This is a genomic window from Eubacterium sp. 14-2, from assembly GCF_000403845.2.
In the GTDB taxonomy this organism is placed as follows: Bacteria; Bacillota; Clostridia; order Lachnospirales; family Lachnospiraceae; genus Petralouisia.
Map to the genome: position 1 here is coordinate 1,524,535 of NZ_KE159567.1, position 16,124 is coordinate 1,540,658.

13 protein-coding genes and 5 pseudogenes are annotated in these 16,124 nt (G+C 47.6%); 12 read left to right on the top strand and 6 right to left on the bottom strand.

The genetic code is table 11. From position 1 onward, the window contains the following. Positions 1 to 352 precede the first annotated feature (352 nt). The 7 genes and pseudogenes from C805_RS14160 to C805_RS25865 all read left to right on the top strand — a co-directional run bounded on the left by C805_RS14160 (position 353) and on the right by C805_RS25865 (position 4,163). Positions 353 to 747 (top strand): annotated as a pseudogene (locus tag C805_RS14160) (mobilization protein). Then, positions 719 to 2,349: pseudogene (locus tag C805_RS14165) on the top strand (relaxase/mobilization nuclease domain-containing protein). The pseudogenes C805_RS14160 and C805_RS14165 overlap by 29 nt, the downstream one beginning before the upstream one ends. After that, positions 2,339 to 2,725, top strand: a complete 387-nt coding sequence (locus C805_RS25860; RefSeq protein WP_022751102.1) for a cysteine-rich VLP domain-containing protein — start codon at positions 2,339 to 2,341, stop codon at positions 2,723 to 2,725. The pseudogene C805_RS14165 and the gene C805_RS25860 overlap by 11 nt, the downstream one beginning before the upstream one ends. A 112-nt stretch (positions 2,726 to 2,837) precedes the next feature. Then, positions 2,838 to 3,289, top strand: a pseudogene (locus C805_RS14170) (phage replisome organizer N-terminal domain-containing protein); the annotation flags it as partial. Between the two features lie 21 nt (positions 3,290 to 3,310). Beyond that, positions 3,311 to 3,583: pseudogene (locus C805_RS26370) on the top strand (hypothetical protein); the annotation flags it as partial. A gap of 2 nt (positions 3,584 to 3,585) precedes the next feature. Then, positions 3,586 to 3,801, top strand: coding sequence for a transposon-transfer assisting family protein (locus tag C805_RS14180; protein WP_016214554.1), 216 nt, complete (start codon positions 3,586 to 3,588; stop codon positions 3,799 to 3,801). Beyond that, on the top strand, positions 3,798 to 4,163 hold the full coding sequence (locus tag C805_RS25865; protein WP_016214555.1) for a cysteine-rich VLP domain-containing protein: 366 nt from the start codon (positions 3,798 to 3,800) through the stop codon (positions 4,161 to 4,163). The genes C805_RS14180 and C805_RS25865 overlap by 4 nt, the downstream gene beginning before the upstream one ends. Before the next feature lie 203 nt (positions 4,164 to 4,366). On the opposite strand, the gene C805_RS14185 is transcribed toward C805_RS25865, so the two are convergent. From C805_RS14185 to C805_RS14195, 3 genes are all read right to left on the bottom strand, one after another. Continuing rightward, complete coding sequence (locus C805_RS14185) at positions 4,367 to 5,698, bottom strand: relaxase/mobilization nuclease domain-containing protein (RefSeq protein ID WP_016214556.1); 1,332 nt, start codon at positions 5,696 to 5,698, stop codon at positions 4,367 to 4,369. Further along, a complete protein-coding gene (mobC, locus tag C805_RS14190) occupies positions 5,659 to 5,988 on the bottom strand; it encodes a plasmid mobilization protein (RefSeq protein WP_004081453.1) in 330 nt (109 codons plus the stop codon). The genes C805_RS14185 and mobC overlap by 40 nt, the downstream gene beginning before the upstream one ends. A gap of 221 nt (positions 5,989 to 6,209) precedes the next feature. Then, positions 6,210 to 6,554, bottom strand: coding sequence for a helix-turn-helix domain-containing protein (locus tag C805_RS14195; RefSeq protein ID WP_016214557.1), 345 nt, complete (start codon positions 6,552 to 6,554; stop codon positions 6,210 to 6,212). 210 nt (positions 6,555 to 6,764) lie between these two features. On the opposite strand from C805_RS14195, the gene C805_RS14200 reads away from it, so the two are divergent. The 4 genes and pseudogenes from C805_RS14200 to C805_RS14215 all read left to right on the top strand — a co-directional run bounded on the left by C805_RS14200 (position 6,765) and on the right by C805_RS14215 (position 11,676). Further along, positions 6,765 to 7,454: a response regulator transcription factor gene (locus C805_RS14200; RefSeq protein ID WP_016214558.1), complete on the top strand. Its 690-nt coding sequence runs from the start codon at positions 6,765 to 6,767 to the stop codon at positions 7,452 to 7,454. Further along, positions 7,451 to 8,472 (top strand): annotated as a pseudogene (locus tag C805_RS14205) (sensor histidine kinase). Before C805_RS14200 ends, C805_RS14205 begins: the two are co-directional and overlap by 4 nt. Before the next feature lie 139 nt (positions 8,473 to 8,611). Further along, positions 8,612 to 9,277 (top strand): ABC transporter ATP-binding protein, encoded by a 666-nt coding sequence (locus C805_RS14210; RefSeq protein WP_016214561.1) that lies wholly within the window; start codon positions 8,612 to 8,614, stop codon positions 9,275 to 9,277. Positions 9,278 to 9,291: 14 nt separating this feature from the next. Next, a complete protein-coding gene (locus C805_RS14215; RefSeq protein ID WP_016214562.1) occupies positions 9,292 to 11,676 on the top strand; it encodes an ABC transporter permease in 2,385 nt (794 codons plus the stop codon). A 464-nt stretch (positions 11,677 to 12,140) separates the two neighbouring features. On the opposite strand, the gene C805_RS14220 is transcribed toward C805_RS14215, so the two are convergent. The 3 genes from C805_RS14220 to C805_RS14230 form a co-directional block, all read right to left on the bottom strand. Continuing rightward, positions 12,141 to 13,127 (bottom strand): alpha/beta fold hydrolase, encoded by a 987-nt coding sequence (locus C805_RS14220; RefSeq protein ID WP_016214564.1) that lies wholly within the window; start codon positions 13,125 to 13,127, stop codon positions 12,141 to 12,143. 83 nt (positions 13,128 to 13,210) lie between these two features. Next, positions 13,211 to 14,560: an MFS transporter gene (locus tag C805_RS14225; RefSeq protein ID WP_016214565.1), complete on the bottom strand. Its 1,350-nt coding sequence runs from the start codon at positions 14,558 to 14,560 to the stop codon at positions 13,211 to 13,213. 31 nt (positions 14,561 to 14,591) lie between these two features. Then, positions 14,592 to 15,257, bottom strand: coding sequence for a TetR/AcrR family transcriptional regulator (locus C805_RS14230; RefSeq protein ID WP_016214566.1), 666 nt, complete (start codon positions 15,255 to 15,257; stop codon positions 14,592 to 14,594). A gap of 636 nt (positions 15,258 to 15,893) precedes the next feature. Between C805_RS14230 and C805_RS26375 the strand changes: the two genes are divergently transcribed. After that, complete coding sequence (locus tag C805_RS26375) at positions 15,894 to 16,100, top strand: hypothetical protein (RefSeq protein ID WP_155957619.1); 207 nt, start codon at positions 15,894 to 15,896, stop codon at positions 16,098 to 16,100. Positions 16,101 to 16,124 lie beyond the last annotated feature (24 nt).

Below are 16,124 nucleotides of genomic sequence, written 5' to 3' on the forward strand. Positions count from 1 at the left end.
AGAGAAATTTCCGTAAATCTCCGCCTATTCCGGCTTGTGTGGTGTTGTAAGGAATAAGGGGAAATTTCCGCAAATCAACGTCCATTTTGCATTTTGCAGGTTTGTAGGTATCAGAGGGAGAAATGTTTCCGCAGCTTTGGCAAAATCCCCGTTTGCGGCACTAAAGGTATTGACGGAAGCCCACACAGAGGAAGCCGCCACTTTCTTAGAGCAAGATTCTACCACAGTACCAAATTTCGCCTACCGGCTCATTTTGTCCTATGGGAATCTTGTTGGGGTTGCCACCCCAAGCCCGCCTTTTTGCGGCTTGCGCCGCTTGAAAAAATCCACCCACGAAAGGAGGTTCACAGCCATGAAAAGATACAACACGCCCCACCGCCACCGGGTAATCAAAACACGCTTGACCGAGGAAGAATACGCCGAGTTTTCCGAGCGTGTTACCCTCTGCAAAATGAGCCAAGCCGAGTTTATCCGGCAAGCCCTCATTAAGTCAAGCATACGCCCGGTTATCACTGTTTCCCCGGTCAATGATGAACTGCTTTCTGCCGTTGGGAAACTCACAGCCGAATACGGGAAAATCGGCGGCAACTTGAACCAGATTGCCCGCTGTCTGAACGAGTACGCGCACCCTATAACGCCCTCTCCCAAGAGGTACGAGCCGCCACAGCGGAGCTTGCCGCCTTGAAGTTTGAAGTCTTGCAGAAAGTAGGTGAAGCCGTTGGCAACGTTCAAATATATCAGCTCTAAAAATGCCGACTATGGAGCTGCCGAGCAATACCTAACCTTTGAGCATGACGAGTTTACCATGAAGCCCACACTGGACGGAAACGGGCGGCTTATCCCCCGTGACGATTACCGCATTTCCTCTCTGAATTGCGGTGATGAAGATTTTGCAATCGCCTGTATGCGTTCCAATCTCCGATATGGCAAGAACCAAAAACGGGAGGACGTAAAGAGCACCATTACATTATCAGTTTTGACCCCCGTGACGCACCAGACAACGGCTTGACCGTAGACCGGGCGCAAGCGTTGGGCGAGCAGTTCTGTAAAGAGCATTTCCCCGGACATCAAGCGTTGGTATGCACCCACCCGGACGGGCATAACCACAGCGGCAACATTCATGTGCATATCGTAATCAATTCTTTGCGGATTGCGGAAGTGCCACTTTTGCCGTACATGGAAAGACCAGCGGACACAAGGGAGGGCTGCAAGCACCGCTGTACGGACGCAGCTATGGAATACTTCAAAGCGGAAGTCATGGAGATGTGCCACCGGGAAAACCTCTATCAGATTGACTTGCTGAACGGGAGCAAGAACCGCATTACCGAGCGTGAGTATTGGGCGAAGCGGAAAGGACAAGCCGCACTGGATAAGGAGAACGCTTCCCAAGCCGCCACGGGAGAGCCGCCCAAACAGACCAAGTTTGAAACCGACAAGGAGAAGCTACGGCGCACAATCCGAGCCGCCCTGTCCTCTGCCGTTTCCTTTGAGGATTTTTCCGGGAAACTGCTACAACAGGGCGTGACCGTCAAGGAGAGCCGGGGGAGATTGTCATATCTCACGCCGGACAGGACGAAGGCCATTACCGCCCGGAAACTGGGTGATGATTTTGACCGAGCCGCCGTACTGGAAGCACTCACCATAAACGCACAGAACGCCGCCAAAGCCGCCGAAACGCCCCTACCCCAACAGGAATATCCCCGCAGCATAAAAGACCGCTTACAGCGCAACAAAGCCGCCATAAACGCCCCGAAACAGGACAGCGTACAGCGCATGGTAGACATAGCCGCCAGGAAAGCCGAGGGCAAGGGGAAAGGCTATGAGAAATGGGCGACCTTGCACAACTTGAAGCAAATGGCGGCTACCGTGAGCGTTTATGAGGAATCCGGCTTTTCTTCCCCGGAAGAACTGGAAGCTGCCCTTGCCGCCGCCAATGCGGGCTTGCATGAAACCACCGGGAAACTGAAAGCCGTGGAAAGCACTTTACGGGAGAAAAAGGACTTGCAGAAACAGCTATTGGCGTATATCAAGACCAAGCCAGCCCGTGACGGGCTAAAAGCACAGAAAACAGAGAAAGCCCGTAAGAGCTACCGGGAGCAGCACGAAAGCGAGTTTATCATTTCCGAATCTGCCGCCCGGTATTTCAAGGCACAGGGAATCTCCAAGCTGCCAGCGTCCAAAGCCCTACAAACGGAGATTGAGCAGCTTACCAAAGAGAAAAACGCCCTTTATAACGAGTACCGGGAGAAGAAAGCAAGTGTCCGGGAATTGCAGACCGTGAAAAGCAATCTTGACAAGATATTACGCCGTGAGCCGGAACGGGGAAAGGGGCGGGAAAATGAACGGTAAACGCCCCTACATGGACTACCCACAGTACAGAGCCGCCCGCCGCCTTGTACATGAGTGCTGCAACTACGATAACGGCAACTGTATCTTGCTGGATAACGGCGAGCCTTGCGTATGCGTCCAGAGTATCAGCTATTCGCTTATATGCCGATGGTTCATTACCGCCGTTCTGCCGCTGGACGGGAAGCTGGAAGCCGCCCTTTTGCACCGGGCAGACAGGAAACGCTGTACCGAGTGCGGCGGGTATTTTCTCCCAAAGTCCAACCGTGGGAAATACTGCCCGGATTGCGCCGGACGCATGAAAAGAATCAAAGCCGCACAGCGCAAGCGGAAACAAAGGCTACTATGTCACGCTTTAGGATATTCCAAACACCCGTAAATCAAGGCTTTTCAGACCGCCCTCAACGGGTAGACGATATTTATATCCTTTACCCCCGAAAACGGCGTTCTAAAGCGTAACAGAAGCCCAAAACAGACCAAAGGAGGAACAAATGGCAGACAACCGCAAATATTACTACCTAAAGCTGAAAGAGAGCTATTTTGACGAGGACGCTATCGTGCTGCTGGAAAGTATGCAGGACGGTATGCTCTACTCAAACATTCTCTTGAAGATGTACCTAAAATCGCTGAAAAACGGGGGAAAGCTCCAGCTTGCCGAGAATATCCCCTACACCGCACAGATGATAGCCACCATCACCCGCCAGCAAGTCGGCACAGTGGAGAGGGCTTTGCAGATTTTTATGAAACTGGGGCTTGTAGAACCCTTGCAGAACGGGGCTTTGTACATGAGCAACATAGAACTCTAATCGGTCAGTCCTCTACCGAGGGGGAGAGGAAACGCCGTGCAAGGCTGGCTTTACAGGAACAGAAAGCCTTGCCGGAAGCCGTGGCGGACGTTTGTCCACCAGAGATAGAGAAAGAGATAGATATAGAGTTTGATATTGTCAACCAATATTGACAATATCATTTTATGGTGGAGCTGTCCCCGTCCTTTATGCGGCTTGCTTCCACAAAGGACACGGAACGCCTTTTCTCCATGCTGCCCTATAAGACCCTTGCTTTCTCACAAATCAAGAACAGCTACGGTACATACGCGCTGATCGGCAAGGACGAGAACCGGGACAGACAGATAAGGAAGCCCCGCCCCTCTGTCCGGGCGCAGCTTGCACAGGACAAAAAGAGAACCGCCCCGAAGAAAGCGGCGGCGAAAACAAAAAATCACGGATTGGAGGTATGAGCATGAACACATATAATAATTTTACGGTTAAGGAAACCAACCTTTTGAGTATCTACATGACAGGCAGCAAGGAGGGGCTTTTGGTAGCTATGAACGCCGCGCTGCCCTTTATGGAGGGGGAAATGCGGGACTTTGCCGCCCGTACCCTTGCCAAAGTAGGGCGCATGACCGAAGCGGAATTTACGGGGCTTGCTCTTTACCCCGCCGACGAGGTATGAACGGGATCAAGCGGCTCACGCCGCCCCAAAGCCGGAAAGTCAACGCCCTTGTGCGCCGGACGTGCTGTAACTGCGACAATGGAAACTGTATCTTGCTGGACGACGGGGACGAGTGCATATGCCCGCAGCTCATTTCTTATTCGCTGCTCTGTAAGTGGTTCCGTATCGCCGTACTGCCCGCAGATAAGGAGCTGTACGCCGAGCTTTACCATGCGGAGGATATGCGGCGGTGTAGCGTGTGCGGCTCACCTTTTGCGTCCAGCTCTAACCGGGCTATTTACTGCCCGGACTGCCGGAAGCGTATCACCCGCAGACAGACCGCCGAGCGCATGAGGAAGCTACGGGCGAATGTGACGCGATAGGGGCGAAATGAGCCTTGATGTATGCGGCTTTCCGGGCAGAAAAATAAGTCAGCAAGGGATTTATACCTTTACCCCCGGAAATGCCGTTCTATTGCGTAACAAATCAATCTCTGCACCCATAAGAAAACCGGGGCGCGGTGGCTACTGAAAAGCTGCCGCGTCCCGGCTCTTTTTTTGCGCTTTTATCCGCGCTCTGTCTGCCGTTACCGTTCCGGCTGCTTCTCTGTCTGTAAAATGCTGTCTATGTTCCGCTTGATAACGTCATACTCCTGTACCTGTTTTTTCAGCTTGCCATAATCGGCATAAAGGCTTTCTTTCTGCTCTTGGAGCTTTTCATACTCCGCTTGCAGGGCGGGGACGCTGGGGAGCTTGCCGCTGATCTGCGCCGCCTTTAGTGCCTTTGCCGCCGCTTCATGGAGGATAATACCGCGCTCATGCTCTGCCCGGTATTTCTCCTTGTTCCGGGCTTTTCGGTAGGCTTCATAGAGGGGCTTTGTCTTTTGGTAGGTAGTGACGTTCTTAATGAGCAACGCCATATCCGAAGGACGCTTTTCCACTTCCTTTAAGCTCTCCCCCGCCTTTTCGCTTGCCGTGGTGATTTCCTCTATCCGGGTGAGCAGATCGGCGTACTGTTCAATCTTGTTTTCGGTAAGGAAGTTCATAGTCTTTGCCGCCTGTTTCAGATTGTGGATTTTCGCCCACTGTTCATAGCCCCGGCTCTGCTGCGCCTTGATACTGTTCTCAATATCAATGAGAAGATTAACGCCCCTGCGCTCTGCTTTTGGAGCTTTGGCGGCACGGGTGCGCTTGCCCGCTATCCGTTCCCTTATGGCTTCCTCTGTATAATCTGCGCCGAGAGCTTTAAGGCGGGTAAAGCGTTCCTGCCCCGGTGCGCGGCATGAGATATATTTTCCCGGCTTTATCTCATAGCCCGCCGCCTGTAACCGCTGCAATAATTCCTCAAAACTGGAAACTTGGGGAATGAGCGCGTCCACAGCAATTTTTAACTTGCCTTTCCAGCTTGTCCCGGTTTTCTCCGCTTGGTACTCCGCATAGCTCTTTCCTTTGCTTCCCTTGCCGGGGACGACCACGGAAAGCCCGTTGTCCCGGCACAGCTTGTCGCTCATATTCCGTATGCCGTAATACGTCCGCTTGTTGGAAACATACTTGTGATGATCTACGAAGTTGACCGCGCAGAAAATAATGTGATTATGGATATGCCCCTTGTCAATGTGCGTCGTGAGTACATATTCATGCTGCCCCTTTGTTACCGCGTCGGCAAGCTGCCGCCCGATCTCATGGGCTTTCTCATAGTCCACTTCCCCCGGCGCAAAGGACTGTATCAAGTGAAAAGCTAAATTGTTTCCCTTATCCCGCGCTTGAGAGAGGGTATAGCCAAACTCAATATCTGCCGTTTCATAGCTGCACCCAAAAGAGGACACCAGCATTTTTTCGTCCGTCTTGTCCGGGTTTTCGATATAGTCAAGGGCTTTGCTCAAAGTGCTTTTAACAGGCTTAATCTTTGTAACCGCCATATCTCCGCAAGCACCCCCTTGATTTCGTCTATGTCCTCTTTATAGGCGTTCCCCGTCGCGTTTACGCGACGTGCAATCTGATTGACATTGACCCCGATTTTCTGTATCTCCGCTGTCATTGCCTTTATGTCCGTGTGGTCTACTTGGATAATGTACCCGTCAATGGCAATCTTGCGCAGATACGCCGCCATGTTGCTTGTGGGGACGAGCTTCATTTTTTCCTCAATCAGTTTCCTTTCTTCCTCTGTCACATAGAATTTGACCTGTACCGTCCTTTTGCGTCCGTTCATGGGTTTTCGCTCCTTTCCGTTCTCATAGAGGGTTTGGGACACTTCCCAACAAGCAATTTCTGACCGACCGGGCGGGCAGAAATACGGAAAAGGGTACTCTTTTCCTATGCTTGCTACGAATCTTTTTCCCTCGTCTATAAGGCGTTTCTTAGCAGCAAAAATGCCCGTATCAACGGGCAGCGCATAAAATAAAGACCGCTGATTTTCCAATCAAGCGGCCTTTATTCTTTCATACTGATTGCCCCGTCTAAAGTGGCTTCCACAATAGGCAGATACTTTTCCGGGCATAGGTGCAATTTGTGGTCTATGCGTCTGCGCTGTTCGCTGTCCCCTCGGATAAGGCCGGGATTAAAATAGCGTTCCACTGGCAGGCGGCATATCTTCACAAGTTGCAGTATCACGGGTATGCTGGGTATTGCTTCCCCTAACTCAATGCTGGCAAGATAACGGGGCGCAATATTCACTTCTTCCGCTAACGCCTTGCGGGTAATTCCCTGTGCTTCCCGTCCGGCCCTTACGTCTGCTCCAAAGGTTTCAAAGCCGGGGCAATCCTCGACTTTCGCCATACTACATCACCCATATACATGGTATAGTTCATAGTATGGCTTGGGAATGATTTGATATGCACACTACTTTCTTTTATAGTTCATCAATTCTTCCTTGATTTCCAGCAGCCAGCTTCTTATAATGAAATTACATTGAAAAAGTTGCCTGTTGTAACATTTCGCGGACATTTCCCTGTTATACTATCTTCAACACATAAAGGAGGACGAGCCATGAAACAAATATTGATTGTCGAGGACGACGCTCTTTTGAATAAAACGCTGACTTATAATCTGATTTCTGACGGCTACAATGTCACTTCGTCCTTAAACGCCAAAACTGCCGCTAATCTGCTGTTCGAAACGGAATATGATCTTGTACTGCTGGACATTAACCTGCCGGACGGCAACGGTTATGACCTATGCAAGCTCATAAAGCCGGAACACCCTGACACGATGGTAATTTTCCTGACCGCTAACGATCAGGAGAGCGACCAGATACGCGGTTATGAAGTGGGGGCAGTAGACTACATCACAAAGCCCTTTTCCATTGGGGCTTTACAACGAAAAATTAGCGCCATGTTTGCCATGCTGGAACATCAGGGGGTGTCAAAGGATATTTACGACGACGGCAGGCTGTTCCTTGACTTTTCGGAGCAGACGGCAAAGCTGAACGGCGTATCGCTGACACTCTCCACGATGGAGTACAAAATGTTGAACCTGTTGCGCAGGAATCCTAAACAGGTGCTTACCCGCAGACAGCTTTTAGAAAAGCTGTGGGATGCGGACGAAAACTTTGTTGACGAGCATACCCTGACGACGACTGTTAGCCGCATACGCTCCAAAATTGAAGCGGGCGGCGGCACATATATCAAGACCGTTTATGGTATGGGCTATCAATGGACAGGGGGCGAGAAGAAATGAAGTTAAATCGTCTTTCTGTGAAAATCCTGTGTCTGCTCATAGGGGCGGGGACGCTCTTTCTCATGCTCCTGCTTACTGGCCTGTTCTTTGCTCTGACAGGCAACAAAATGATATTGCTGTGCGGAGCTGGACTGACAGCCTGTGCGCTCATAGGGCTGGCTTTCCTTGTGCTGCTGTTCGGGAAAAGGCTATCCTTGTTTACAAATGACTTGTGCCGGATACTGGACGCATGATAAGCGGGAACGAAGAATTACAGGACAGCGAAACACTTTTTGCCCGTATCAATCACAGACTTTCCCAGCTATATAGTATCATGCAGGAGAACAGACAAAAAGTGGACGCGGAGCGTACCGAGCTTCAAATGCTGATTTCAGATATTTCACATCAGGTCAAAACTCCTGTGGCAAATCTGAAAATGGTAACGGATACGCTGCTTTCAAAGCCCGTAACTGAAGCGGAACGGTCAGACTTCTTGCAGGGTATCCGCAGCCAGACGGACAAGCCGGATTTCCTTTTTGGGGCCCTCGTCAAAACTTTCCGGTTAGAAACGGGAACAATTCGACTTGAAAAGAAAGACAGCTTATTATTTGATACGCTTGCGATGGATTGCAGCGAGATTGTCTATGACGCAGAAAAAAAGGATATTTCCGTATCGGTGGACTGCCCCGAAGATTTGCGCCTGAACCACGATAGCAAGTGGACAGCGGAAGCACTCTTTAACCTGTTGGACAACGCTGTGAAATACACTCCTGTTAGCAGCAAAATTGTTGTAACCGTTGAGCAATGGGAAATGTATGTAAAAGTGAATGTTGCAGATACAGGCAAAGGCATTTCTGAAAGCAATCAAGCCGCAATTTTCCGGCGTTTCTATCGGGAAAATGGGGTACACGATAAAACGGGTGTCGGTATCGGGCTATACCTTGCGCGGGAAATCATCACCATGCAAGGCGGCTAAATCAAGGTGTCATCAGAAGTTGGAAAAGGGTCTGTCTTTTCTGTTTTCCTGCCTATCCGATAATTTTTTGAAATGTCCGCGTTTTGTAACAATTCGCCCTGATTTTAAGAAATAACTTTCTCCGGCGCGGACATTTCTGTGACATTTGGAGTTTACAATAACCCTATCAACAGGCAGACAGCCTTGAAAGGAGCTTCTAAGCGTGAGTATTTTACAAACCATTGACCTAAAAAAGTATTACGGCACCGAGCCAAACATCACCCGCGCCCTGGATGGTGTCAACCTCTCTGTGGAGCAGGGGGAGTTTGTGGCGATAGTAGGAACGTCCGGCAGCGGGAAATCCACCTTGCTTAACATGATGGGCGGGCTGGACACCCCCACGTCTGGCAGCGTCATTGTTCGGGGGCAGGAATTGGCCAAAAAGAACGACGAGGAACTGACAATTTTTCGCCGCCGCAATATCGGCTTTATCTTCCAGAACTATAATCTTGTCCCCATTCTGAACGTCTATGAAAACATTGCCCTGCCTGTGGAACTGGACGGCGACACGGTAGATCAGCGATTCATGGACGAAATCGTGGGTACGCTGGCCTTAGAGGACAAGTTAAAAAATATGCCTAACAACCTCTCCGGGGGACAACAGCAGCGTGTGGCTATCGCCCGCGCCCTGATTACCAAACCCGCTATCGTTCTGGCAGACGAGCCTACGGGCAACCTGGATAGCAAGACAAGTGCCGATGTGCTGGGTCTGCTGAAACGTACCAGCATGGAGTTTCATCAAACTATCGTAATGATTACCCACAATAATGAAATCGCCCAGCTTGCCGACCGCATTGTGCGAATTGAGGACGGCAAGATTGTGGAATAAGGAGGTGGCAGACTATGACATGGCCTTTTGAAAATGATACCAGCGGCATAGTAAAGCGCATATCAAATCGCAGTATATCGGCAAATCGAAAAAGAAATATCTTTATTGTTTTGACGATTGCACTTGCCAGCGCATTATTATCTGCTATTGTCCTCTATGGTTTTGGGGTTATGCAGGAAACGCAGAACCACAACCAAAAAACAGCACAGATTATGTATCATGCGATTTCTGAACAGCAGGGACAGGAACTATACCCGCAGGAAGAAATTGCGTGGGTTGGGGAATTTTTTAACGCATTTTCTGAACAGATAAATCATTCAACCGTTAATTTTACTTATGCAAACGCGGATATGTTGAAATCGCAGGGTATGCCCTATTCGGGAGATTTGCCAGCTTCGGAAAATGAAATTGTAGTACAAGAATCCTTTTTAGATAGTTTGGGCTATTCAAATGAATTGGGGCAGACAATCCAAATCTCCTTTTCTGACGGCACTACCCATGACTTCAAATTGACCGGAATCTTAAATGTGAAAACTGGCGATATTGGACGCTATACAGCTATCATATCGAAAGAATTGGTAAGACAGCAGTATGGCGACGTAGACATGATTGATTATTATATTGGGCTGAAAGACGCTCAAAATATGAGCGAAGAAGAAGCCACCAGCTATGCAAACACTCTGGCACAGCAATTAAACATTCTCGATGATAATGTTATCGTCCGTTCCACATATTTTAACTTAAAGGACGAAAATCGCGGAAGCGATATGCTGTTCTATCTTTTGATTGGCTTTATCACTTTCATTGGTTCCGGCATTGTGATCTATTCCATTTTTTATATTTCAGTAGCAAGCAGTATTCGTAACTATGGACAGCTTCGTACAATCGGAACAACAAAGCGACAGATCAAAAAGATGGTTTACTGCGAGGGAAAATTGCTTGCTGCCATTGCTATTCCGATTGGTTTGATGGTTGGAAATGCGATTGGGTACTTTTTGGTTCCTGCCGGTTGGTACTGGCTGACTACTTTATATGTGACGGTTGGGGTTGGCCTTTTTGCTTTTATGATTGTGATGATTGCCATTCGCACTCCTGTAAAAAGAGCTGCGGCAGTATCTCCGCTGGAAGCATTGCGATATTCCGATTATCAAGGGAAGATGAAAGAAAGTTCCGTGCTGCACCGCAAGATAACGCCTGCTTCACTTGCTAAAATGAATCTGTCCAGACAAAAGGCAAAATCCACTTTGACAATACTTTCTCTTTCACTCGGCGGAGTATTGATTGTATTGATTTCGACAATGTTAGTTTCCTATGATGGCGTTGCAGAGGCGCGGGGCAGGGATTTCCCTGTCGGTGAATTTAATATTCAGCTCAATGCAAATCAATCGTGGGACACCGCCGATATTTCTTTGCCTGGATTACAGCAAAAGAATTTGCTAAGTGCAAATTTTGTAAATGCAGTAGAATCTATTGATGGCGTTACAGGAATCAAACGCTGGTATTACACGGACGCAGAATATCGTGTAAATGGCAATTCTGGAAAATGGATTCAAGGCTTTTGCCAAGATGAGCAGCAAAATTTGGAGAAAGAGCGAATTACGGGAACGATTGATTATGATGAACTGGTTGCAGGCAATGGAATTATTTTGCTTCAAGAGCGTGCCAATTTTTATGATATAGAGGCCGCGTTGGGCGATACCGTCGGAGTGAACTATGAAACCGAATCTGGACAAATTCGCACAAAGACCTATACAGTTATGGGCATTGTAAACGGCTATCCTTACTCCGGCTTCTCAAAATGCTTTGCGCTCCCGGAGCAGCTTATGAATGAAGCGGTCGGGATAGATTGCACAGGCACAATTTCCGTAATTACCGACATGGAAAAATTCGATTTGGTTGAGGCTGCATTATATCAACTGATAGACGGAAATAGCGATTTGGTTATGGAAACCATAAAAGAAAGTATTACTTATTATAGCGGGCTTCAACAGCTTTCTTTCGGGGTGTTGCTGATCGTGGCTGTTATTGTTGTGTGCTTTTCCTTAATTAACCTTGTCAATACGACAATCACGAACTTTCTGTCCCGGAGACAGGAAATCGGAATGTTACAGGCGATTGGTTTGAGTAAAAAACAGCTTATCAAAATGCTGAGTTATGAGGGGGTGATTTATTCAGTTTTTGCCACGCTTGTAACATTGACTTTGGGAACTGGACTTGGCTTCCTATCCGTACAGGTAGTTGTGAAAACGATGAATCCATACTTTTCTTATTCATTTCCGTGGCTGATCGTATTGATATATTTAGCGATCCTGCTGATTGTGCAGTTTATCTTGATTTCTTATACAACTGGAAACTTGAAAAAGCAATCTCTTGTTGAGCAAATCAGAGCAATGGAATAATTGTATGGAATCGGCGGGGTGGCGTGTGCTACCCCGCCTTTTTCACCATTTCTCAAAGGAATTTTTGAAATGTCCGCGCTTTGTAACAATTCAGCCTATTTTTCTGTCGAACCATGAAATACCTCGGACATTTTTGTGACATTTTGGATTTGCAGGAAACTTGAAACGGTCTCGGATTATCCTCCACCATGATCCGTTGATTTCCGATAAGGAGTTCCGCATGATAGATATATTCTTTCTGTTCTTCTGACAGTTCTCTATGAAAATCTTCCCATTTTGCATCGCTGTACCGAAGCAGGCAGTTGATTTCTGCTTCGAATGCTTTTTGGTAAAGATATATTGCTTCTTCACATTTCCCATCAGACCACAAATAAGTTTTCATAAAATTGAAATTCGGTGTAATAATTGCCATGCAAAAACCGCCCCTCATTCTGCAAAAACGGGGCGGTTTGTTCTGCTTTGTCCTATGATAAGATTTTTTGCCAATAGGATTCTAATATTTTATTATCGGAATTGAAGATTTCGTGTTTACTCCCTTTTACCCGGATAAGCTTTGCGTCTATATTTTTCCTCCTGCATAATTTCTTCGCAAATCGTTCCTGTTCCTTTTTGGAAACATATGTCTCGTATTCTGCCTGAAAAATCCGGGTAGGACAGGAAATCTGGCGCCACGCTTTCTTTTGGAGAGCATGGTTTAACCGATGCGTCTGCCAAAGCCATCCATAGGAGGCTGCGTTCATCTGAAATAAGGGCTCTTTGTTGCGTTTATCCTGATAATATAGGAATCGACATTCGGAAGCAGACGCACTGTCGGCATATTGTTCCATTCCGTCATAGGGATGGTTTCCCGGCAGATAGTGTTCTTCCCTGCCTGATATGCAGAAAGTCTTTGCAGCAAGATATGCCAGCGGCCAGGGAATGGGGGCGCTGTTTGGGCGTATCATGGGGGAAGAGAGGATCAGCCTCGAATAGATCCGGGGCTTTTGTGCCGCTGCACAGGCTGCAATCCCACCGCCCATAGAATGGCCATACAGGCATATGGGAAGCTCCGGGAATTCCTGTGCCGCAAGGCGGCTTACAAACAGCAGGTCATCTACATATCTTTGATAATCATCAATATGTACCAGAGAGAGATCCCCGGTATCCTTGCACAGCCTGTAGCTGCGGCCGTGTCCGCAGTGTTCCGGCAGGAAGACATGGTATCCCCCGCGAAGAAAATAATAGATATTTTCCAGATGCTTGTCGACCGTTTCCGTATAGCCGTGGGACAGGATGACAATGCCCTGAGGCTGGTCTGCAAGGCAGCGCAGATAGAAGATCTTTTTTCCTTTTTCCCGCTCACAGTATCTTTCAGTTTTCCTCTCTGCAAGATAAGGCAGAACGGATGACTCCATTATTTCTGCATATCCTTCTGCAGGTATGATCAGATTGTGAATTGTTCTTCTATCCATGTAAGGGTTCTCCTTTCATTTCCATGACGGGACATGGCGGCCCATAACAGGTTACAGCAGCCATGTCCATGTATGGCAAGTTCCTACTGTATATCCCGGATGATTTTGTGTTCGTCATAAAACAGGAAGATAATCCCGCCTAAAAAGCAGAAGCATGCCGCCGAAAACGCTGCAATGCGGTAACCCGTTCCCGAGGAATCCCCAACCGTGGAGACCGCTGTAAACAGGAGCATGGAGAGACTCTGGCCCAGCTTAAAGGCAAAAGTCCTTGCAGCATAGAACATCCCCTCCCGGTTGCTTCCGGTGTGCTTTGCATCGCTCTGGGCAATATCGGCAACCACTGCCTGGGGAAGTATCCCAAAGACCGCCATAGGCAGGGAAGCCGTAACCATAAGGATCAGACCCTGTACATTTGCAGAGATCACAGAGATCCTTCCAAGGAAGCCGGTATAGAGATAAGAGAACGAAAAGATCACGAAGGCTGTCAATATCAGCTTTTTCTTGCCAAGTTTCGGCGCCAGCTTATTGATCGGAATATAAAATACCAGTGACAAAGCAGTCATACCGACAAAATAAAGTGTGGTCATTGTTTCCGGAAGTTTCAGCAGGCTGGTGACGAAGAATGGAAGACCTGTCTGGAACATCGTAATGGCGATCCAGTACAAGATGTCCGACCCAACGAATTTCAGGAATTCCCGATTTCGGAATGTGGAAGCGAGGGAGGAAAACGCGGTATCCTGCGAGGGGACAGTATCCACATATTCTTTTTCACGGATCGACCAGACCGGCACCTGCATACAGAAAAATGCGACGACAGCCATAAGCGTGAACGTCGCGCGGATCGCGCCTACACGTCCCAATACCGGGATGAAAGCTCCCCAGATTACCGGTGCCAGATAGGCAACTGCGGTTCCGGCAATAAAAGTAAAGGAAATGACTGTGGAAATATTCAGGCGTTCCTGCTGGTTGTGACCTAATTCCGGAATCAGGGCATTATAGGGCGTACAGTAAGCAGTGATTGACAGATAGTATACCATTACCATCGCGAACAGGAAAACGGCATTGATCCAGCTGTTCTGATTGACCGGAGACCAGAATATAAGCACGGTAGACAGAGAAAGAGGCAGGGCGGCCCATTTTAAAAACGGGATACGTCGGCCAGTTTCAGAGGTACAGCGGTCTGACAGGGAGGCGATTAAGGGATCTGTGAATGCGTCAAAAAGCCGTCCAAAAGCAGTAATTCCGCCGATGACCGTAAAGATTCCGAGAATAACCAGTCCCTGGGGAATAAACAGTGCCTGCCCCTGTGCGACAGAGGCTTCATCCGGCTGATAGAAGTATACGAGCCAGTTAGAAATCAGACCTGACAATAAGGACCATCCGAACTGCCCGGTCGCAAATAACCATATTTTACCTGTAGATAGTGATTTCATATGCATCCTCCTCGTTGCTGTTTCTTTTCTGTTATGATCTTTTTGATTCTTTACTGCTGAGTCCGTTAAGGAGAAGATCGCCTGCAATCTCTACCTGTAAGGCCAGACCGACTCGTTCATCTGATGAAAGGATGTGTCCATTGCAGGCCAGTTTCTGCATCAGACTTAGAAGTGTGTGTGTTACGGAAAAGTATACTTCATCTATGGTATATGAAAAGGACAGGCTTCCGTCCTTAAGGCCTTTTTCCAGAGCATTTGTCATATAAGGTTTCAGATTCAGGATATATTCTTCATATTCTTCCAGCCGTTCCTTTGAAATATGGTATCTTTGGACAAAGATATCGAATTCCTGGAGAAATTTTAGAAACAGGAATTCTTCTTGGAAAATCTTTTTAAAGATCTGGAAAATATATTTTATCTGCCGGATGCCATTCAGCTTTTGATATGCTTCCTGGGACAGGGAATCCAGATATTTTCCGGCGATCATCTGCCAGTAGGCAATTCCTGCCGAGATCGCAAGCTCTGCTTTGGTTTCAAAATAACGGTAGATTGTGGCAGGGCCGACGCCGGCTGCTTTGGCAATCTCCTCCACCGATGTATCTTCAATCCCTTTTTCACAGAATAGTTTCAGGGCAGTATGGAGTATCTGCTGTGTACGTTGCTCCATCTGCTGTTTTCGAATCCTGGATTCGCTCATAAGGAACATCTCCTGTCTTTTCTATTTTATGATAGTAATACTATCACTTTTTGGGGATAATGTCAATATTTACATCTTTTTTGCCATGTATCTGGAATAAAGGCACTTTGTTGTGTTTGTCCTGGTAATAAAGGAATCTGCATTCGGAAGTGGATGCATTTCGGCATATTACTCCATTTTGTCATAGAGACGGTTTCCTGGCAGATAGTGATTTTCTCTGTCGGCTATGCAGAAAGTCTTTGCAACAAGACATGCTAACGGCCAGGGGACGTTCGCTTAGTGTGGAATGAAATGTTATTGTTCAAGTGTTGAGAAAAGTTACCTTGTTTAATTGCTTTTTCCATATCTGCATGATAACATGTATATCAAATTAACAGAAAACATCCCGATAAGAGGAAAGAGAGATGAATGAACAGTTATGTGCCTGTATAAGCAGTTATTGTAACTGGTCCTGTCACGAATGAAATACAGGAGATATTTGATTATATTACAAAAGAAACCCTGCAGGATCGGATTATAAATGTGATTGAAACTGCACAGGAGATATATGAAAAGGAATATCAATGCAGAAATAACAGCCTGTTTATATGGCAGAAGAACATTGCGTTTTATACGCAGTGGCTATTGGAAGGATTCTTGCCAAGAAAGGATGCATCTATTCCAATCCCGCACGGTGAAAAGGCGGAGAGTATCGTTACGCCGGATGACTGCTATGGTTATGTCAAAAGCTATGGCGGTGTGCTGTTTCTGCACAAAGCGGAAGATAAAAGAGCCATTACTTTAAAGGATACTTATGTCAGGCCGGACTATGATATTACGGCTCGCAGTGCAATGAGATTATGAAAAAGCCAGTCTGATATTGAAAAG